The 21214-nt window shown below is 45.0% G+C and carries 18 protein-coding genes, 1 rRNA gene, 1 riboswitch and 1 other annotated feature; of the genes, 13 read left to right on the forward strand and 6 right to left on the reverse strand.

The window, feature by feature from the left end; all coding sequences use genetic code 11:
- Window positions 1-3 precede the first annotated feature (3 nt).
- The 7 genes from menH to ytkD all read left to right on the forward strand — a co-directional run bounded on the left by menH (window position 4) and on the right by ytkD (window position 6139).
- Window positions 4-810, forward strand: a complete 807-nt coding sequence (menH, locus tag ACFSUO_RS07045) for a 2-succinyl-6-hydroxy-2,4-cyclohexadiene-1-carboxylate synthase (protein ID WP_382392502.1) — start codon at window positions 4-6, stop codon at window positions 808-810.
- A gap of 23 nt (window positions 811-833) precedes the next feature.
- Window positions 834-1652: a 1,4-dihydroxy-2-naphthoyl-CoA synthase gene (gene menB / locus ACFSUO_RS07050; RefSeq protein ID WP_382392504.1), complete on the forward strand. Its 819-nt coding sequence runs from the start codon at window positions 834-836 to the stop codon at window positions 1650-1652.
- 167 nt (window positions 1653-1819) lie between these two features.
- A complete protein-coding gene (locus tag ACFSUO_RS07055) occupies window positions 1820-3256 on the forward strand; it encodes an o-succinylbenzoate--CoA ligase (RefSeq protein WP_382392506.1) in 1437 nt (478 codons plus the stop codon).
- Between the two features lie 190 nt (window positions 3257-3446).
- Entirely contained in the window at window positions 3447-4286 is an 840-nt protein-coding gene (locus tag ACFSUO_RS07060) for an ABC transporter ATP-binding protein (protein WP_382392507.1), read from the forward strand.
- Between the two features lie 177 nt (window positions 4287-4463).
- Window positions 4464-4784 (forward strand): hydrolase, encoded by a 321-nt coding sequence (locus ACFSUO_RS07065; protein ID WP_382392508.1) that lies wholly within the window; start codon window positions 4464-4466, stop codon window positions 4782-4784.
- 114 nt (window positions 4785-4898) lie between these two features.
- Entirely contained in the window at window positions 4899-5465 is a 567-nt protein-coding gene (locus ACFSUO_RS07070; RefSeq protein WP_382392510.1) for a hypothetical protein, read from the forward strand.
- Between the two features lie 191 nt (window positions 5466-5656).
- Window positions 5657-6139, forward strand: coding sequence for an RNA deprotection pyrophosphohydrolase (gene ytkD, locus ACFSUO_RS07075; RefSeq protein ID WP_382392512.1), 483 nt, complete (start codon window positions 5657-5659; stop codon window positions 6137-6139).
- Between the two features lie 26 nt (window positions 6140-6165).
- Here the strand turns inward: ytkD and ACFSUO_RS07080 are convergent, their stop codons facing one another.
- From ACFSUO_RS07080 to pckA, 3 genes are all read right to left on the reverse strand, one after another.
- Entirely contained in the window at window positions 6166-6975 is an 810-nt protein-coding gene (locus ACFSUO_RS07080) for an ABC transporter permease (RefSeq protein ID WP_382392514.1), read from the reverse strand.
- Complete coding sequence (locus ACFSUO_RS07085) at window positions 6962-7771, reverse strand: ABC transporter ATP-binding protein (RefSeq protein WP_382392516.1); 810 nt, start codon at window positions 7769-7771, stop codon at window positions 6962-6964. Before ACFSUO_RS07085 ends, ACFSUO_RS07080 begins: the two co-directional genes overlap by 14 nt.
- 296 nt (window positions 7772-8067) lie before the next feature.
- The gene (pckA, locus tag ACFSUO_RS07090) at window positions 8068-9657 is read right to left on the reverse strand and encodes a phosphoenolpyruvate carboxykinase (ATP) (RefSeq protein ID WP_382392518.1); all 1590 of its coding nucleotides are present in this window, start codon (window positions 9655-9657) and stop codon (window positions 8068-8070) included.
- Window positions 9658-9863: 206 nt separating this feature from the next.
- Window positions 9864-9971: riboswitch (SAM riboswitch) on the forward strand.
- A 158-nt stretch (window positions 9972-10129) separates the two neighbouring features.
- Between pckA and metK the strand changes: the two genes are divergently transcribed.
- Together metK and asnB are read left to right on the forward strand one after the other, a co-directional pair.
- Window positions 10130-11329, forward strand: a complete 1200-nt coding sequence (metK, locus tag ACFSUO_RS07095) for a methionine adenosyltransferase (RefSeq protein WP_382392520.1) — start codon at window positions 10130-10132, stop codon at window positions 11327-11329.
- A gap of 147 nt (window positions 11330-11476) precedes the next feature.
- On the forward strand, window positions 11477-13387 hold the full coding sequence (asnB, locus tag ACFSUO_RS07100; RefSeq protein WP_382392522.1) for an asparagine synthase (glutamine-hydrolyzing): 1911 nt from the start codon (window positions 11477-11479) through the stop codon (window positions 13385-13387).
- Between the two features lie 432 nt (window positions 13388-13819).
- On the opposite strand, the gene ACFSUO_RS07105 is transcribed toward asnB, so the two are convergent.
- Window positions 13820-14347, reverse strand: a complete 528-nt coding sequence (locus ACFSUO_RS07105) for a gamma carbonic anhydrase (RefSeq protein WP_382392524.1) — start codon at window positions 14345-14347, stop codon at window positions 13820-13822.
- A 238-nt stretch (window positions 14348-14585) separates the two neighbouring features.
- Here ACFSUO_RS07105 and ACFSUO_RS07110 point away from each other — a divergent pair, with 238 nt between their 5' ends.
- A complete protein-coding gene (locus tag ACFSUO_RS07110; protein WP_382392526.1) occupies window positions 14586-15707 on the forward strand; it encodes a tetraprenyl-beta-curcumene synthase family protein in 1122 nt (373 codons plus the stop codon).
- A gap of 4 nt (window positions 15708-15711) precedes the next feature.
- Here the strand turns inward: ACFSUO_RS07110 and ACFSUO_RS07115 are convergent, their stop codons facing one another.
- Entirely contained in the window at window positions 15712-16281 is a 570-nt protein-coding gene (locus ACFSUO_RS07115) for a class I SAM-dependent methyltransferase (protein WP_382392528.1), read from the reverse strand.
- 126 nt (window positions 16282-16407) lie between these two features.
- Window positions 16408-16622: a binding site (T-box leader), on the forward strand.
- A gap of 99 nt (window positions 16623-16721) precedes the next feature.
- On the opposite strand from ACFSUO_RS07115, the gene leuS reads away from it, so the two are divergent.
- Window positions 16722-19136 carry a leucine--tRNA ligase gene (gene leuS, locus ACFSUO_RS07120; protein ID WP_382392530.1) on the forward strand — a complete coding sequence of 805 codons (2415 nt, stop codon included), beginning with the start codon at window positions 16722-16724 and terminating at the stop codon, window positions 19134-19136.
- Between the two features lie 114 nt (window positions 19137-19250).
- Here leuS and ACFSUO_RS07125 read toward each other — a convergent pair whose 3' ends face one another.
- The gene (locus tag ACFSUO_RS07125; RefSeq protein WP_382392532.1) at window positions 19251-20000 is read right to left on the reverse strand and encodes a hypothetical protein; all 750 of its coding nucleotides are present in this window, start codon (window positions 19998-20000) and stop codon (window positions 19251-19253) included.
- Window positions 20001-20109: 109 nt separating this feature from the next.
- Here ACFSUO_RS07125 and ACFSUO_RS07130 point away from each other — a divergent pair, with 109 nt between their 5' ends.
- The gene (locus ACFSUO_RS07130; RefSeq protein ID WP_382392534.1) at window positions 20110-20418 is read left to right on the forward strand and encodes a rhodanese-like domain-containing protein; all 309 of its coding nucleotides are present in this window, start codon (window positions 20110-20112) and stop codon (window positions 20416-20418) included.
- Window positions 20419-20934: 516 nt separating this feature from the next.
- Window positions 20935-21214: ribosomal RNA gene (locus ACFSUO_RS07135) — 16S ribosomal RNA — on the forward strand; the annotation flags it as partial.

Genomic DNA, 21214 nt, shown 5'->3' on the forward strand with positions numbered 1-21214 from the left:
TCAATGCATATTACCGTTGATGATGCCGTATACTGGTGCAGCTTGAGTGGGGACGGCGAACCAGTCGTGCTGCTGCATGGGTTTACCGGAACATCCGGGACATGGAACTCCGTTGTTCCGGATTGGCTGCCGTCCTTCCGAACTATCGCAATAGATTTGCCAGGACATGGAAAAACAGCTAGTCATCCCAACAATATGGAAGCGTTCTGCAATGATCTGTTAAACATTCTGGATCTATGGAAGTTGAAAAAAGTGCATCTAGTTGGCTATTCCTTGGGAGGACGTACAGCCCTGTCATTTGCGATGCTGCATCCGGAGCGGGTCGTGTCACTCACCTTGGAAAGTGCTTCCCCGGGACTGGATGATGAGGATCAGCGCTTGGGCCGCCGACATCGTGACGAAAAGCTGGCATCCTGGATTAAAGCAAATGGAATACACGCTTTTGTGAATTATTGGGAGGAACTGCCGCTGTTCAGCACACAGGCAACGCTGCCAGAGGATGTCCAGCAGCGGATACGAAGTGAACGGCTCTCTCAGACGGCAGAAGGAGTGGCTCAGTCACTTCTGACGATGGGGACAGGCGTGCAGCCGTCATGGTGGGGGAATTTGTCCTCCCTCCATTTGCCTGTTCTGCTACTGGCAGGTGAACAGGACGCGAAGTTTATTGCTATTAACCGTGCAATGGATGAACACCTGCCAGTAAGCCATTTACATATTGTGGAAAACGCTGGACATGCAATTCACGTGGAACAGCCGAACATTTTTGGTAAAATAGTAAATGCGTTTCTTCAATCCAATCAACGATACTGATAAGTAAAAAAGGAGGAGTTCAAGTGACTGTCCAATGGGAAGAGGCAAAACAATACAATGAAATTATTTATGAGAAGTACAATGGGATTGCTAAAGTGACCATGAACCGGCCGGAAAAGCGGAATGCTTTCACACCGCTTACCGTAAATGAAATGATTGATGCATTTGCGGATGCTCGTGATGACTCATCTATCGGTGTTATTATTCTGGCAGGAGCAGGAGATAAAGCTTTCTGTTCAGGCGGTGACCAATCAGTTCGTGGTCATGGCGGGTATGTGGGTGATGACCAGGTGCCACGTCTGAACGTGCTGGATTTGCAGCGGCTAATCCGCACGATTCCGAAGCCGGTTATTGCAATGGTGTCCGGCTATGCAGTCGGTGGTGGTCATGTACTGCATGTGGTTTGTGACCTGACGATTGCCGCTGATAATGCCATTTTTGGTCAGACTGGTCCGAAAGTAGGCAGTTTCGATGCCGGATATGGCGCAGGATTGCTGGCCCGTATGGTCGGCCACAAGCGTGCAAGAGAGATTTGGTATTTGTGCCGTCAATATAGTGCAGACGAAGCATATGACATGGGACTGGTAAACACGGTTGTCCCGTTGGAAAAACTAGAAGAGGAAACATTGCAGTGGTGTGAGGAAATGCTGGAGAAATCACCAACCGCACTTCGTTTCCTGAAAGCGTCCTTCAACGCAGATACAGACGGTCTGGCAGGTTTGCAGCAAATGGGTGGCGATGCAACATTGCTTTATTATACAACGGAAGAGGCAAAAGAAGGCCGCGATGCGTTTAAAGAAAAGCGGAAACCGGACTTCAAACAATTCCCGCGTTTTCCTTAATAGGTATGTAAGTGAAAATAAGTAGATTGGAAAACCTTTGCTTATGCTGAGCAAAGGTTTTCTAACGTCAGAAACTATAAATTATGGTTAGCCTTGTAAGAAATACTTCACAATATAGACTTGGTGAAACCCATGTTTTTCTAACATTGACTGAAGGGGGGATCCCAATGGCTGAAATCATGCCGCACTGGCTGACGAAACAGGCAGATTTGGCCCCGGAGGAAACAGCAATCGAACTGGAAGACGGTACTGTTTATACATTCCGGGAGCTTAAGGAAGCGAGTCAATCTTTTGCACGAAAACTGAAGCAGCTTGGTGTGCAGAAAGAATCGAATATCGGCATATCGTCCGCAAATCATGTGGATATGGTTGTTGCGATTCATGCCGTCAGTTACATTGGTGCTGTTGCAGTTCTTCTGAATACACGTCTGACGAGGTCGGAACTGAATTTTCAATTAAATGACGCAGGGGTTTCACTTGTTATTGGACAAACTGAATTTGATCCGGTTGATACCTACTTCCGCACCTTTCATGATGTCTGGAATTCGCCTGAGTCGTCGGCAGATTTAAAAAACGAAATCGACTTGGCTGATCCATTCACCATCATTTATACGTCAGGAACAACCGGATTTCCGAAAGGTGTTATTCATACCTATGGCAATCATTGGTGGAGCGCGGCTGGATCGATGTTAAACCTTGGGCTGAAAAAAACGGATAAATGGCTTGCTGCATTGCCACTATTCCATGTCAGCGGCTTGTCGATTCTCCTGCGCAGTGTCATCTATGGCATTCCGGTTTATTTGCTTGAGGCATACCAAAAACAGGCTGTTCACGATGCTATTATGGAGAGGGATGTGACGATAGCATCAGTTGTGACGGTTATGCTAAGGGATTTAGTTGGGTGTCTCGGAGAAATGCATTATCCCGCAACATTCCGGTGTATGCTGCTGGGTGGCGGTCCTGCACCCAAGACACTGCTTGAGCAGGCGAAATCACGTCAAATCCCGGTTTTTCAATCATATGGACTGACGGAAACCGCCTCACAGATTGTGACACTAAGCCCTTCCAATGCACTGGAAAAACTGGGATCATCCGGAAAACCTTTGTTTCCGGCTCAATTGAAAATTGATAAAAAAGAGGACGGCATTGGTGAAATTTTTGTAAAAGGTCCGATGGTGACAAACGCGTATTACAATAATGCTGAAGCCACCGAAAAATCATTCAGCGAGGGATGGCTGGCAACAGGGGATCTCGGGTATGCGGATGCGGAAGGTTTTTTGTATGTAGCTGACCGGCGAAAGGATTTAATTATTTCTGGCGGCGAGAATATTTATCCCACGGAGATTGAAGGCGTGCTATCCGCGATGGAGGCAGTTGATGAGGCTGGTGTCGTGGGCAAGGATGATGAAAAATGGGGGCAAATCCCTATCGCATTCGTGGCTGTGAATGACCCTTCTATTACAAGAGAAACAATATTGGAGTTTGCCGCACAACATCTCGCTGGGTATAAATTACCAAAAGAAATTTACTTTATTGATAAACTGCCACGTAATGCATCCAATAAATTAATGCGCAGCAAATTATTAAACGAGTATGGTAAATGATAAACGGCACAGGCCAATTTTGTGCTAAGAAAATATGAACGCTTAGTGATAATGATTCTCAAAGTCATTGACTTCTGCGTAAAAACCAAATAAACTGTAAGTATACTATATCGTATTAAGAAGGCTGGAGCATGTACATACGTATGTGCGGTTTCCGTCCAGATTATGCAACACGTAGGGAGAGATTCCGATGCAGACGTTATCAGCGAAGGATTTGACGCTTGGATATGGTGACGATGTCATTATTGATGACCTGAATATGGCAATTCCGCAAGGGGAAATCACTGTTTTCATTGGCAGCAATGGATGCGGAAAGTCCACACTGCTTCGTTCATTGGCACGGCTGTTAAAACCAAAAGGCGGGGATGTCGTCCTTGATGGGGAGGATATTGCCAATATCGGCACAAAAGAAGTAGCCAAAAAGCTGGCCATATTGCCACAAGGTCCGGCAACACCTGACGGGCTGAGCGTGAAAGAGCTTGTCAAACAGGGCAGGAACCCTTACCGTGGCTTTTTGAAGCAATGGTCAAATGAGGATGAGCAGGCTGTCTACCGGGCTCTGGAATCAACTAATATGCTCGACTTTCAGGACCGTCCGGTTGATTCGCTTTCTGGCGGTCAGCGGCAGCGTGCGTGGATTGCGATGACGCTCGCACAGGATACAGATACCATTCTTCTGGATGAACCTACTACCTATCTTGACATGACCCATCAGATCGATGTCCTTGATCTCTTGTTTGAGCTGAATGAAAAAGATGGTCGCACCGTAGTTATGGTCTTGCATGATTTGAATCTTGCCTGCCGGTATGCCCATCATATCGTTGCCATAAAAGACAAAAACGTTTTTGCACAAGGGAAACCGGAAGAAATCGTTACATGCAATTTGGTGCATGAAGTTTTCCAAATGAAATGTGATGTTACGTTTGACCCAATGTTCGGAACCCCTATGTGCATTCCGCATGGAAGAGGACGCTGCGTATTTGCTAATGAAGCCGATAAGCTGAATCAGTCCGGGACAGCTGCGAATTGAACAAACTGAACCCAACCCCCGTCAGTCATTGATTGACGGGGGTTTTTGTTAGAATGCCTTCGTTTTACTATAAGGTCATCCACAAGTTATGCGTTCTGATGTTGTGAAAAAACGAGTTGCTAATTTACATGCATGGTTCTCCTGTTTCGCGGCAGATTATAAACAGGAGGTGCTGTAGTGGATAAGAAAAAGTTTTATGTCAATGTAGGCAGTCATGAGATCTCACAAATCCGATATGACAATAACGATGAATTCACGATTTATGCAACACAGGATGAAGTGCAGACACTTCGCAATAAACTTGATAATATGAGCGATTCAGATACACGTGCATTTTTCCGTGCACATGTGCCGATTATGCCTTATCATAACGATAAGCCTAATGATGATTATGACAGTGAACTCACGGAAGCTTTTCGGATGATGTATGATTTAGGCGATAAGGAGACGAAACAGCATATTGAAGAAATAGGCATATTATCGGATAACCATCTGTAGGATAGTTCTCAGGAATAAGAATAAGTCTTATTCCTGTTTTTTGTTTAGGAAATTTGAAAAAAAGGAATAGATGAGTAGCACGGTGCTTATATATAGCAGCAAGAGGTGAAATGTATGCGAAGACGCAAATACTTGAATTATATACGTAAGTGTACAGGCTGTGCTATTATGCTCGCATTTATGACATTAGGAGGAGCCGGTCATCATTCGGCATCAGCCGTGGAAGACCCAGAGCACTCACAGTCAGAGAGTACAATATCTGAAAAAGAACAACCCCGTGGTAATGACAAAACAGGTAAGAGTTTATCACACGAACGCATTTTTTCTTTAAGCAGTCAGTTCAAGGATCTTCTCGTGCAGGAGACGGATCGGAATAATAAAGTCATGCATTATCATACAAAGGATGCGCTGCGCAAGGCATTTAATACTGTCTCGGCTAATGGGGCAGCATCGGAATACATTGATTTTTATTATGATGAACAGCCGGACGGGCTATATGTCAAGCCGACTGAGACACCGCCATGGTTTCATGAAGAAGAGGACTATGATATGATACGGAAGAATGATAACAGCATTGAAGTCGTCCAGACCAACCGCACAGATTTATACGGAACTTATACAATTAGGATTACATTTACTTATTCTAACCAATGGAAAATAACCAATATCAGCTATCAATAACTTGAAGTGCATGTTCAAAAAGGAGGATAGAAAGGACCGAGAAGTTCGAGGCGGTGCAGCTTTGAGGAGCGGAATGTATGTAATTTAATACATGAGGAGCGGAAAAGCAAGCCAACGAAGAAATTCGAAGTGTCCTTTTTACCGGACTTTTTGAACAACCTCTTGAATGGAATAGGAAAGCAGTTGAAATCATGCATATATTCAAAGACTTTTACCGCAATGAAGTAAAATTATCGTTTGACGATCATCCATTTTCCAAATACCCAAAACATGTATGGGTTATCTGCAAGTACAAAAATAAATGGCTGCTGACCAGACATAAAGATCGGGGACTGGAATTTCCCGGGGGGAAAGTAGAGGATAATGAGCACCCGAGTGACGCAGCCATCCGTGAAGTGTGGGAGGAGACAGGCGGTGTAACGGAATCCATCCACTACATTGGTCAGTATATCGTTGCTGGCAAAGGGGGAACGATTGTCAAAAACGTCTATACCGCATCTATAAAAGAACTTCTTCCGCAAAAAACCTATTATGAGACGCATGGACCCATTCTTCTCGATGCCTTACCGGCGGATGTTAAACAGCGGAAATCATACAGCTTTATTATGAAAGATGATGTATTGACACACTGTCTGGATTACATAAGCACCCATGCCCGGAACCGGAATGGCTGATGCCGTACGGTTCCTCCAGAAAAACGTTATTGTGTATGTTTTAGCAGTGTTTTTTCAATTCGCTCAACGACTTTGTACATCAGTGCTGCGAATATCGCAATGAGAATTAAACTGGACATGACGAGTGAGAAGTTGAATGCCTGAAACCCGTAAACAATCAAGTACCCAAGCCCTTCCCTGGAAACGAGAAACTCACCGACAACGACACCAACCCAGGACAGGCTGACATTGACCTTTAAGGTTGAAATCATAGCTGGAATGGCAGCAGGGAAGACAGCCTCTTTGAAAATTTGTCCTCTCGAAGCCTTAAAACTTTTCAATACTTTGATATAATTTGGGTCTACTTTCCGGAATGCTGAATAAACGACAAGTGTTGTAATAACGACAGAAATGATAGCCCCCATGGTGATGATAGATACGTAACCAGACCCTATAGCAACGATGATGATTGGGGCTAGGGCAACTTTCGGCATGGCTTTCATGACAACCAGGTATGGATGCATAATGCGTGAAAACCGTTCTGAGGACCACAGTATGGTGGCCATAATAATTCCGAGAATGGTGCCAATCAGAAAACCCGCAACTGTCTCCAATAATGTGACTTGCAAATGTATCAGCATCGTTCCGTCTGCAAATCTTTTTGTCAGTACATGGTAAACTTCAGAAGGTGAGCTGAAGAAAAGCGAGTCAATCCAATTCATTCTGCTGGCCAGTTCCCATAGACCAAAAACGGATACTAGCATAATCAGCTGACAGGCATAGACAACTCTTTTCTCCCGTTTTATTCTGCGTTTGTAGCTTTCAAACAGCTGCCGGTCTGATTCATGTTTCACCATTAGGATTCACCACCCTGGACTGTGGTGGAACTGACGCATCGTTATTCAATTCCCCCCATATTTTATCGAATAATAAATGAAATTTCGGGTGCCGCCGAACTAAAAAGGGGGTTTCATCCCGTAATTCAAGTGGAACCTCAAATGTTTTGGCAATCGAGCCGGGATTTGCATTCATGACGATAATACGGTCACTTAAGGCGATTGCCTCACCAATGTTGTGTGTCACGAGGATGGACGTTTTATGGTAATAGCGGAGGAGATCCCAGATCAGATCCTCCAGCTTCAATTTTGTCTGGTAGTCAAGTGCTGAAAATGGTTCATCCAATAGCAATATTCTTGGATTGGTGATTAATGTGCGCACGAGGGCCACTCGCTGGCGCGTCCCCCTGGAAAAGGAATCCGGATAATCGTCTGCAGTATTGGAAAGCCCAACCTGGTCAAGCAACTGGACAGCTTTTTCTTTTGTCTCCTGTGACTGATCACGATTGATTTTGGGTCCGATTAGAACATTGTCAATGATGGTTTTCCATGGGAACAAATAATCCTGCTGCAGCATATAGCCCATATCCAGATCCGAATCAGCCAATGGCCGGCCGTTCACATAAATGTTACCGGTAGTGTGCTCGATGATTCTGGATATGACGGATAGTATCGTTGATTTTCCACATCCACTGGGACCTAATAGGGCAACAGACTCACCTTCATCAACGGAAAATGAAATGTTGTCCAGTGCTTTTGTGTAATCCTTTTTGGAAAAATAATAATGCGATACCTGATCTAAGGTAAGAAATGCCATTGTTCCCCCTCCTTAGTTTTCAATTATTTCCTCAGCGATTTGTGTGTTCACAAGCTCGTCAAACGAGACACTTGGGCGGCTCCCCGGCTTTGCTGATCATCGTATGCGGCAAGCAAGAATGTGTGAATGCCCAGGCTGGGTGCCCACAGGCTGGGTGCCTGTCACGCCCCGAATTTTGTCGATTTACCAGCCAATAAAAAAACCGGTCTCCATTGTGGGACCGGTCTGCAGTATGAAACTGCATCTATTTTTCCTTCATATATGAAATCCTTTTGGGATGAGGAAACAAATTACTATTAGTTACCCTTGTAACTCGGGCCTGCACTGCGAATCGTTTCACTTGCCTGTGTGAACTTCTTGAAATTCTCGTGGAACTTCATTGCCAGTTCACGTGCTTCCTGTTTATAGGCTTCTTTGTCGTCCCAAGTGTTCATCGGGACAAGCAGATCGTCTGGCACACCCGCCACATGCATTGGTATTTCCAGACCGAAAATAGGATCTTTTACTGTTTCAATTGCGTTCAGTTCGCCTTCCAATGCCGCGTGCACCATTGCTCTTGTGTAGGAGAGCTTGATGCGTTCGCCGGTACCATAGGAGCCACCAGTCCAGCCGGTGTTGACAAGAAAGACATTTGCATTATGCTGATCGACTTTTTCACCAAGCAATTCGGCGTATGTGGACGGTGCCAATGGCAAGAATGGAGAACCGAAACAGGCGGAAAAAGTCGCTTGCGGCTTGGTAACGCCTCGTTCAGTGCCGGCCAGTTTGCTCGTATAGCCGCTTAGGAAGTGATACATTGCTTGTTCCTTGGTCAATCTGCTAATTGGCGGCAATGTTCCGGATGCATCTGCTGTCAGAAAGATGATCGTATTCGGATGACCGGCAACACTTGGTGACACAATGTTATCAATGTTTTCCAGCGGATATGCCGCCCGTGTATTTTCGGTTAGTGATGTGTCATCGTAATCAGGATCGCGTGTCTCATCATTAAGGACGACGTTTTCCAATACGCAACCAAACCGGATAGCATTGAAAATCTGTGGTTCTTTTTTCTCTGACAAATTAATGCATTTCGCATAGCAACCACCTTCGATATTAAACACGCCATTCGGGCTCCAGCCATGCTCATCATCGCCAATCAGACGCCGGTACGGATCAGCAGAAAGGGTCGTCTTACCTGTTCCAGACAGTCCGAAAAACAGGGCCACATCCCCCTCGCGTCCGACGTTGGCTGAACAGTGCATCGATAATACATCACGTTTTGGCAGCATGTAGTTCATGACAGAAAAGATGGATTTTTTAATTTCTCCCGCATATTCTGTTCCGCCAATCAGCACAATTCGTTTGTCGAACGAAATCAGAATAAACGTTTCAGAGCTAGTGCCGTCAACTTCCGGGTCTGCCTTGAACGTCGGGGCAGATATCACGGTAAATTCCGGCTGATGCTCTGCTAATTCGTTTTCGGTTGGCGTGATGAACAGCTGACGAGCAAACAGATTATGCCATGCATATTCATTAATCACCTGGATAGGAAGCCGGAAATTTTCGTCTGCTCCAGCAAATCCTTGAAAATGGAACAATTCATTTCTATCATGTAAATAGGCCGTCACTTTTTCCAGCAGATGATCAAAGGTGGCCTCATCGATAGACTGGTTGACATCCCCCCAGTCAACATCTTCACTAGTACCGTCACGAACAATATATTTATCTTTCGGGGATCGCCCTGTATACTCACCTGTATGGGCACTGACAGCTCCCGTTGCACTTAGAACGCCTTCAGAGCGTGACAAAACTTTTTCGACCAGCCGCGGTACAGTCAGGTTTGACTGCAAATGAGGGTGTGTCAGTAAATCCCTGGTCAGCAATGTATCTTCTTTTGTTTTCATTTGTGATACCTACCTTTTACACATATTATTTAAACAAAAAACGTTTGATCACCTGAATCTGCTTATTAGTATAACACATTTGAAAAATTAGTCCACACTAATCTTGGAATTATTTATATGAAATTTTTATGTCAATGTTCCTCCCAAGTGCGAAATAAGTTGACATCGGAAAAGGAATTCGATACGATAAAATTCGAGCGGATACTCTCTTATTCAGAGCTGGTGGAGGGACAGACCCAATGAAGCCCGGCAACCGTCACGATGCGTGAAAAGGTGCTAATCTGAAGCAAGGATAAGTCCTTGAACAATAAGAGCGAAAGGCCTCATTCCTTTCCTCATGATGCAGGAAAGGTTTTTTTGTTTGTAAATGATAAGTGCGTGTTTAAAAGGAGAATAAACCAGACTTTTTAAACAGCCTCTATAACTGAAAAGATGGAGTTCCGTACCACAATCCAAGGGAGGACATGGCCATATGGCTATTAAACGTCGATTATTCACATCTGAATCGGTGACAGAAGGCCACCCGGATAAAATTTGTGATCAGATATCAGATGCCATATTAGATGAAATACTAAAAAAAGACCCCAATGCCCGGGTTGCATGTGAGACAACTGTTACTACAGGGCTCGTGTTGGTTTCCGGAGAAATTACAACGACAACGTACGTGGATATTCCTGCGCTTGTACGTCAGACGATCAAGGATATTGGCTATACACGGGCTAAATTTGGCTTTGATGCAGAAACATGTGCAGTACTCACAGCCATCGATGAGCAGTCACCGGATATTGCCGATGGCGTTGACAATGCACTGGAAGCTCGTCAGGGGAAAATGAGTGACGAGGAAATTGCCGCAATTGGTGCAGGAGACCAAGGTCTGATGTTTGGCTATGCCTGTGATGAGACAGAGGAATTAATGCCTTTGCCGATTTCATTGGCGCACAAGCTGGCAAAACGACTGGCAGATGTACGTGAGGAGAACATACTGGAATATTTGCGTCCTGACGGAAAAACCCAGGTAACTGTTGAATATGGTGAAGATGGTGAGCCAATTAGGATTGATACGATTGTTATTTCAACTCAGCATCATCAGGATGCTGCAGTAGAACAGATTGAATCGGATATGATTGAACATGTCATCCGACCAGTCGTGCCGGCCCATTTGCTGGATGAGGAGACCAATTATATTATTAACCCTACAGGACGCTTTGTTATTGGTGGTCCGCAGGGGGATGCAGGTCTAACCGGAAGAAAGATAATCGTTGACACTTATGGCGGCTATGCACGTCATGGCGGTGGAGCTTTCAGTGGAAAAGACTCGACGAAAGTGGACCGTTCAGCAGCGTATGCGGCACGATATGTTGCTAAAAACATTGTAGCTGCCGACCTGGCAAAAGCCTGCGAGGTGCAGCTGGCCTACGCAATTGGTGTGGCAGAACCAGTATCAATCTCGGTGAATACATTTGGTACTGGTGCTGTGGACGAAGATACCCTTGCAGATGCAATCCGGAAAGTATTTGATCTTCGTCCGGCAGGGATTATCCGTATGCTGGATTTGCGGAAGCCAATTTTTAAAAACACGGCTGCGTATGGCCATTTTGGTCGGACGGATGTTCTGTTTCCATGGGAAAAAACAGACAAAGTGGATGAACTCGGAGCACTGGTAAAAAACTGATGATAGATACGGGAAAGGTGCAGAAAATTGTCTGCATCTTTTTTGTGTACAAAACACCTGTAATTTCAACATATTTTTAATCGTTATAATTGCTTTTAATGTGGTATAATCTGAAGGATGCAACATGATGAAAGTGAGGCAAACAAAATGTGCGGTTTTATTGGAATACTACGCGGCAGACCCGCTGCACCAGATGAAGAACAGAAAACAGCTTTTAAACAGCAGAATAACCTTATGACACATAGAGGACCGGATGATGAAGGGTATTATCATGACGCATATGTATCATTCGGATTCAGACGCTTAAGCATTATCGACATTGATAGTGGTCAGCAGCCGTTGAGCTGTGATAGTGAAACAATTTGGCTTCTGTTCAATGGGGAAATTTATAATTATGTTGAATTGCGGGATGAGCTGGCCGCAGAAGGATACCAATTTGAAACAGAATCAGACACGGAGGTTATCGCCGCGTTATTTAAAAAATACAGGGAAAAGGCATTTGAGCATTTGCGCGGCATGTTTTCCATTCTTCTTTGGGACAAGGAACAGGAAACACTGTACGGTGCACGCGATCCATTCGGTATTAAGCCGCTGTTTTACCGGGAAACAGATGAAGGAACAGCTTTCGCATCTGAAAAGAAAAGTATCTCCCTTATGATGGAAAATGAAGCGGTTAATACGGAAGCGCTGCAGCATTACTTAAGCTTTCAATTCGTCCCGGAACCAATGACGATGACAACTGGAATTCAAAAAGTGGAACCAGGTCATTACTTTGTACAAAAACCGGGCGAAAAGATCACTTTCCACCGTTATTGGCATGCGGAATTTCACCCTGTATTGATGGACAAGCAGGATTGGATTAAACGAATCCGGGATGTCATGTTTGATTCGGTCAACATGCATATGCGCAGTGATGTACCAGTTGGATCGTTTCTGTCCGGTGGCATTGATTCCACGATTATTGTAGCTTTGGCAAAAGAGTTCAATCCGGATATTAAGACATTTTCGGTCGGCTTTGAACGGGAAGGTTATTCCGAAATTGATGTTGCAAAAGAAACGGCTGAGAAACTCGGTGTGGAAAATATAGCGTACCGCATTACACCCGAAGAATATGTGGAAAAACTTCCGAAGATTATGTGGCATATGGATGATCCATTGGCAGATCCAGCCTGTGTACCACTATATTTTGTAGCGCGGGAAGCAAGGAAACATGTCACTGTGGTCTTATCCGGTGAAGGATCAGATGAATTGTTTGGCGGCTATAACATTTACCGTGAACCGGACTCACTGAAAATGTTTGATTCAATCCCGGCTCCTGCCAAAGATCTGTTGGCCAGAGTGGCAGATGTCATGCCGGAGGGGGTTCGCGGCAAAAGCTTCCTGGAGCGGGGAACAACACCATTGCGTGATCGCTATATCGGCAATGCCAAAATGTTTGAAGATGACGAGAAACAGGCATTCCTCAAAACGTTCCAAGACGATATATCCTATAGACAAATAACCGAAAAACTATATGACCGGGTAAGTGATTATCCGCTTGTAAATCAAATGCAGTATATTGATATTCATACGTGGATGCGCGGGGATATCCTGCTGAAGGCAGACCGGACAACGATGGCGAATTCCCTTGAACTTCGCGTCCCATTCCTTGATAAGGAAGTGTTCCGAGTTGCAAGTACACTGCCGCAAGATTTAAAAATTGCCAACGGAACGACAAAAAGTATCTTGCGCGAGGCTTCGCGTGGTATCGTCCCAGATCACGTGCTAGACCGTAAAAAGCTTGGTTTTCCAGTTCCAATTCGCCACTGGCTGAAAAATGAACTGCATGACTGGGCGAAAAAACTGATTCGTGAAAGCGAGACCGATCATTTGCTGCATAAATCGTATGTTTTTGATCTCTTAGACGCTCATTGTCAGGGAAAAGGCGATTACAGCCGTAAAATATGGACGGTACTCATGTTTATGCTGTGGCATCAGATTTTTGTAGAAAAGAAATTTGACATAAATGAGCTGAGTAAACCGGAACAATTGATTGGAACAGCAATAAAGGCTGATTAAAGGTTGATATAGGTTAAACAACAGGCGATCACGCTGGCTGAAAGCGTGATCGCCTGTTTGCATGAGGCGGGGATGTGCCGCTAAAAAATTAAGGATCTTTTGTTGTTTTCCAGTGCAGTTGATAAACATTGCGACTCACTGTGAAAATTGACAAAATACGTAATATGATGGCTAAAACAGAAAACAGCAGCTGGAATATGCGAGACTCCTGTGGGACAGCGAGCCTAAGAGACCCCACAGTGAGCGTTCTTTGCGAGCGAGGAGGCTCGTGGTGAGCCCACGGAAAGCGAGTATATTCCAGCTGCGTGGTTAGAAAGGCTCACTAAATACCACCAATGTTTTCCTTAGTTTACGTCGCAGTTTATACAAATTGTTAAGTAGAGTTTCATTCTCCAGAGTGAAGCAAAAAGCGACAGTAGAAAACAGCCAAAGTTAAAACGACTGGCCCAGATCGGTATGCTGTTTATAGTACTGCCCTTTGTCAACATAAGATTTCCGTACGCGCGCCATTTCCTCATAATCTTTTTCTGTCAGGGTACGGACAACTTTTGCTGGCCGTCCCAGTGCAAGGGAGTGGGGCGGTATTTTTTTGCCCGGCGGAACAAGGCTCCCCGCACCAATGAAGGCATGTTCACCTATTTCAGCACCGTCCAGGATAAGCGACCCCATACCAATAAGAGCGTTGGATCGGATGGTACATGCATGCAGTGTGACCTGGTGGCCGACCGTCACATCATCCTCTATCGTTACTGGCATGTTAGGGCTTTGATGCAGAAGTGACAAATCCTGAATGCTAACCCGGCGCCCGATTCTGGCCGGTGCTACATCTCCGCGGATAACGGTTTGGAACCACACACTGGAATCTTCCTGAATCGTAACATCCCCAATAATGTCAGCATCATGTGCAACGAAAACAGATGAGTGAATATCTGGCTCCATTTGTTTGTAATGGTGTATCATTTGAATCCCCCTAAAAAATATGGTGATATAAGTAGTATAGCCTTTGTGCACGAAGCAGACAAACCGGACGTTTACGTATCAGGCAGGAAGACACCCCGCTGCATACACAGTCATCGGCCGTCACGTCCTTGAAACAGAGAGGCACTTTTTCTGTGTGCATTGAACTGTATCGAAGTTTTCCTTGACCTATGATATTGCCTGCATTAGTACGTCGTGTTCGTTGTAAGGAGGGGATGGGGTGGGGTACAGCATACCAAAAACACCCGTGACATTAATGGCTGCGGTATACCGGAAAGTATTCCCTGCGGTCAGCAAGGAGTTAACATTTTGGAAAGAGCGGGCACAGCAAATACCGGATAATGAATTGCGGAACCAGGCACTGGCGAGCATTGAATCGAAACGGTTCCACTGTCTGGGTGGTGCCGTTTATGCACTTCTTTCCGGGTACAGATGGCAGGAAGCAATCCGTTTTATTGTAGCCTACCAGACAATCAGTGATTATTTAGACAACCTATGTGATCGGAGTACGTCTATGGATCCGGATGATTTCCGGCAGCTCCATCAAGCAATGACAGATGCACTAAGTCCGGCAAATCCGATTAAAAATTACTATGCTTTCCGTAATGAACAGACTGATGGCGAATATTTAGCTGACCTGGTCCGCACATGCCAGAAAACGATGCGGAATCTGGAATATGACGTCATTAAAGGATATTTGTCCAAATTAGAAACACTCTATAGCGATCTGCAGGTACATAAACATGTCCGGAGGGATGAACGAGTCGGTCGTCTGTCGGCATGGTTCCGTGATAATGCAAGTGCATCACCTTCTCTTTATTGGCATGAATTCTCGGCCGCCGCCGGGTCAACCCTGGGCATTTTTTGTCTTGTTGCCTATGCACTAAGCGGCAGAATGAACGAAAAAATGGCAGAACAAGTTGTCGAGAGTTATTTTCCGTTTATGCAGGGGTTACATATTTTACTGGACTATTATATTGACCAGGAAGAGGACAGGCGGGAAGGTGACTTGAATTTCTGCAGCTATTATGAAGGTCATGCACGTATGAAAGAACGGTTTACCTATTTTATCAGGCAGGCTGATACACACGTGCAGCAATTAATGGACAGGCCATTTCACAAAATGGTGCACCATGGGCTTGTTGGACTCTATCTGGGTGATCCGAAAGTAAAGCAGCTGCCCGGAGGCACGGATATGACAGGTGCGTTGCTTCGTGAAAGTGGCAGCGCGGCGTCTTTCTTTCACTGGAATGTCAAACTGTATCACTTTATCCGAAAAACAAAAGCCCGGCCGCCTGTTCCCGAAAAGGGAGAAAACAGGGAAAGCAGCCAGGGGGATTGACAGGTCACCGCCTTTTTTGAATGGCTAAAATGAACGGTGGATCGTTTTTCTGATTGATGAATCCATAATATAAAACATGATACAGTTTCTGATCGAGCTGACGCACATATTGCAGGAGGTGTTCTTTTTCCTGGTCACCGCCTTCATGCCCGTGATAAACGACAAGTACGATAAGCCCGTTCTGCTTCAGGTGGGACAGGATTCCTTCCATTGCCAGGACAGTTGTCTCACTTTTTGTGATAACCGATTTGTCACTTCCGGGCAGGTAGCCAAGGTTAAAAATGGCACCGCCGAGACGTGTGAGCCGGTCAACCGGAATATGATGGATGAAGTTACTGTGACTGTCGTTGATTATTGTTGCGTTGGTTAGCTGCTGCTCAAAGAGACGTTTCTTTGTATTGATAATGGCCTGTTCCTGTATATCAAAGCCATACACATAGCCACCCGCGCCGACAGTATTGCTTAGAAAAACAGTATCATGTCCATTGCCACACGTGGCGTCAATAACTGTATCACCTTTATCAATGGCCTCCCCGAGTAAATGATGTGCATAATTGAGAATTCCTTTTACCATGAATGTTTGTACTCCTTTATGTAGCATGCTATGATTAGTTTAGCATGAAATAGAAACAGTGGGAAAGCTTACGCGCCTTTACCTTGACAAAGGCTTGTGCATTGACTACAATTCGATTTACATAGCTGACCGGCGATGCGAAGGAGCAGTAACGAAACCTTCTGGGTAAAGCGAGGCAGTGGCTGGTGTGAACTGTCCCCGGGGGTTCGTGAACTCACCTTCAAGCTGCATGGATGAAATATCACTAGTCCATGCCGTCCATCCGCGTTAAGGATACAAGTGAACGCATATACTGCGTTAAATTGGGTGGTACCGCGGGAGTAAAGCTTCTCGTCCCTTACATAGGGATGAGTGGCTTTTTTATTGGACAGAAATGATGAATGCAAGCATGTTTAAAAACTTGCTGCTGTCAGTAAAAAAAGAATAAGGAGGACAAGGTGATGAGCTTCAATCATCAGGAAATCGAAAAGAAATGGCAAGAATACTGGGATCAACATAAAACATTTAAAACTGATACATTTTCGGACAAGGAAAAAGTGTACGCACTGGATATGTTTCCGTATCCATCCGGAGCCGGCCTTCATGTCGGACACCCGGAAGGTTACACAGCAACGGATATTTACTCCCGGATGAAACGGATGCAGGGCTATGAAGTGCTTCATCCAATGGGATGGGATGCATTCGGGCTGCCGGCAGAACAATACGCGCTTGATACCGGCAACAGTCCGGCCGCCTTTACAGATGAGAACATTGCGACATTTAAACGACAAATTCAGGAGCTCGGTTTTTCCTATGACTGGGATCGTGAAATTAATACGACGGACCCAAGTTATTATAAATGGACACAATGGATTTTTACCAAATTGTATGAACATGGATTGGCTTATATGGATGAAGTTCCGGTTAATTGGTGTCCAGCACTTGGTACCGTTCTTGCCAATGAGGAAGTCATTGATGGAAAGAGTGAACGCGGCGGCCACCCGGTGGTACGCAAGCCAATGAAACAGTGGATGCTCAGGATCACCGCCTATGCAGACCGTCTCCTGGATGATTTGGAGGATGTTGACTGGCCGGAAAGCATAAAAGAAATGCAGCGAAACTGGATAGGCAGGTCAGAAGGTGCTGAAATCACGTTCGATGTGGATGGCTATTCCGAACAGTTCACTGCTTTCACTACCAGACCGGATACACTGTTTGGTGCGACATATGCCGTTTTTGCACCGGAGCACCCACTCGTGGAAAAGATTGTGACACCAGAACAAAAGGAAAAAGTTGTTGCATACCTGAAGGAAATTGAGACAAAATCGGATCTTGAACGCACAGATTTGGCCAAGGAAAAAACAGGCGTATTCACAGGTGCCTATGCCATTAATCCTGTAAATAATGAGAAAATGCCAATCTGGATTGCCGATTATGTATTAATGGGCTATGGAAGCGGAGCCATTATGGCAGTTCCGGGCCATGATGAACGCGACTATGCATTTGCCCAGAAATTTGAATTACCGATTAAGGAAGTTGTTGCCGGCGGCGATCTATCTAGTCAGGCTTATACGGAAGATGGTGAACACGTCAATTCCGATTTTCTAAACGGACTGTACACGGATGAGGCGATTACGAAAATGATTGATTGGCTTGAGAAAAACGAAATTGGGACTGGTAAAATAACATATCGCCTCAGGGACTGGCTGTTTTCAAGACAGCGTTACTGGGGAGAGCCGATTCCGATCATTCATTGGGAAGATGGGTCCATGAGTGCCGTTCCAGAGAACGAATTGCCGCTGGAACTTCCAGATATGGATGAAATAAAGCCATCCGGTACAGGGGAATCCCCACTCGCAACAAGTGACTGGGTCCATGTTATGGATCCGGAAACTGGAATGAAAGGCAGACGAGAAACGAACACCATGCCGCAGTGGGCAGGGAGCTGCTGGTACTTCTTGCGGTTTATCGATCCAGATAATCCCAACAAGCCGGCTGACCCTGAAGCACTGAAAGAATGGCTTCCGGTTGATATTTATATCGGCGGTGCTGAGCACGCGGTTCTTCATCTTCTGTACGCACGGTTCTGGCATAAATTTTTGTATGACATTGGTGCAGTACCGACGAAAGAACCGTTCATGAAGCTATTTAATCAGGGTATGATCTTAGGGGAAGGCAATGAAAAAATGAGTAAGTCCAAGGGTAATGTCGTGAATCCGGATGACATCATCTCAACCCATGGTGCAGATACCTTGCGGCTGTATGAAATGTTCATGGGTCCTTTAGATGCTGCCGTTGCCTGGTCAACGAATGGTTTAGACGGAGCCCGGCGCTTCCTTGACAGAGTTTGGCGCCTGATTGTGAATGAACATGGGGAGCTGTCTGAAAAGATTGTTGATACGAATGATGCTTCTCAGATGGATAAGGTCTACCATGAAACGGTAAAAAAGGTAACGGAGGATTTCGAAAACCTTCATTTCAATACTGGAATTTCCCAGCTGATGGTTTTTATCAATGAAGGGTACAAAGCTGAAACCATTCCAAAAGCGTATATCGAAGGATTTGTTCAATTGCTTTCACCGGTAGCACCACACCTGTCAGAAGAAATGTGGCAGATTCTAGGGCACAACGAAACAATCAGTTACGAAAAATGGCCGGAATATGATGAAGGTAAACTTGTTGAAGATGAAGTGGAAATCGTCCTCCAGGTTATGGGCAAAGTCCGAGCTAAAATGAATGCGCCAAAAGACATATCGAAAGAAGAGTTGGAAAAACAAGCTCTTCAGCATGAAAAAATCCAGGAATTCTTGGAAGGGAAAACAGTCCGTAAAGTGATTGTTGTACCTGGAAAACTAGTCAATATTGTAGCAAATTAATTCCATCTGTAAGGAATGATGGTTAACGTAAAAGGATCTCACCCTATTAACGGGGTGAGATCTTTTTAGGATAAGCGGAATAGTGGCCAAAGTGAGATCTCGTGATGCGGATTCTCAGTCGGCCGGAATCCATTCGGTTTTCAGGATAATCCACTGTTCTTTTTCAAAATACCACAGCGTTTCCACTGTTCCGATATGATTGTCTCGGTACGCACCACTGATCCGCTGCCTACTTTTTAACCCGTATCCTTTTTTATCATTGACTTTAACAGGTTTGAATGATGCAATTGGATGAATCATAGGGGACGTTTTCTCAAGCAGCTCCCCATTCTGATGGTAAATGCCGAGCTCAGCATATTTGGAAGCCTGGTCACTAATATCAACGGTGGAAGGTTCTTTATCAGGCGCAATTTGCACTTTCACCCGAAAATCATCCTTGAATTGGGCTTTGATGAATTTTTGTTCAGGAAGATTCATTTGTTCCATTTGGCCGTTGCTTAACGTGTGCAGCTTATAATCATGCAGGCCGGCACTTTTGTTTGATAAACTCTGGTACAGAACATCTTTTATGCCATCATGGTTTAAATCGCGAAAATGTATTTGTGGTTTATAACCGCCTTCATACTGGATTTCCCATTCTTCTCCATCCTTTGAGGCTAAAGAAGCCCACGTATCAACATAGTATTGTGTGTTGTCTGCGAAGAGTAATCCTTTTAATTCAATGGTTTCCTTCTCCGTGTTACCAGTTACATCCTCATTATACGCGGCAATCTGCTGAGGGGATGGCTCGTTGTTTTCCTCCGCTGCGACTGCAGTTAGAGGTAACAACAGGATAAGCCCCAGCAAACGGACGAAATGCTTCATTCATATTCACCTCGGCTTCTGGTTGTGTTATTTTGTGACATATTATTGCGTGTTATGTATGGGAACCGTTATAGTGGAATGAAAGTTTTTATGGAAAAGGGTGGTATTAATGGAGCAAATCAATAAAGTAACACCAAAAGAAGTCGAGCAGTTAGTGGAAGAAGGAAAAAATACAATTATCGTGGATGTGCGAGAAGACGATGAAGTGGCACAGGGCATGATAAGAACGGCGAAACATATACCACTGGAAAAGATTCCACATTCATTGGACGAGTTGGACCAAACGAAGGACTATATTGTTGTATGCCGTTCCGGAAATCGGAGCATGATGGCTGCTTCTTTTATGGATGAACGTGGTTTCAATGTATCGAATATGGAAGGTGGAATGCTGGACTGGGAAGGGGAAGTTGTACTGTGATCACTTATGTAAGAAGGAAGGGTCAGGGCCAATTTCCATTATATTCCTTGTGTTTTTCTTATAAAATGTCGTTGACTTTTTAGGTCTGTGATAGTATTATTGTTCTTGTCGCTGAAAAACAGCGCAAAAGTATTAACCATTTAAGTACACGGCAACAAGAACAAAAAAGTTATTGACAGCCAATTGCAATGGTGATATAATCAATTTTGCTGTCGGGAAAGGCAGCGATAAATTCGCTCTTTGAAAACTGAACAAAACAGCCAGTATGACAAAACAGATGTCAAAGGTTGGAAGTCAGATGCTTTAGCATCCGACAATAACTCCAGCCCCGCGATGTCAAATTGCAAGCTGAGATAATAGATGAAACCGATCGGTGTCGGTTCATCGCGACGGATCCGAGAAGTGGACTAATCTGCTTTTTGGGTGCCGCTCCAACTTTTTTGGCAAACAAGAATATGCAAATATTCTTGTTTGCACAAGTGTAACTACACTTTTGAAAGAACCAAAAGTGAGTTTTCTTTGGAGAGTTTGATCTTGGCTCAGGACGAACGCTGGCGGCGTGCCTAATACATGCAAGTCGAGCGCGGGAAGCAGGTAATCACCCTACGGGGTGTGCGCCTGTGGAACGAGCGGCGGACGGGTGAGTAACACGTGGGCAACCTGCCTGTAAGACTGGGATAACTCCGGGAAACCGGGGCTAATACCGGATGATGTCTTTCCTCGCATGGGGGAAGGCTGAAAGACGGCCTTTGTGCTGTCACTTACAGATGGGCCCGCGGCGCATTAGTTAGTTGGT

This window comes from Lentibacillus juripiscarius (assembly GCF_042685205.1).
Classification (GTDB): Bacteria; Bacillota; Bacilli; order Bacillales; family Amphibacillaceae; genus Lentibacillus; species Lentibacillus juripiscarius.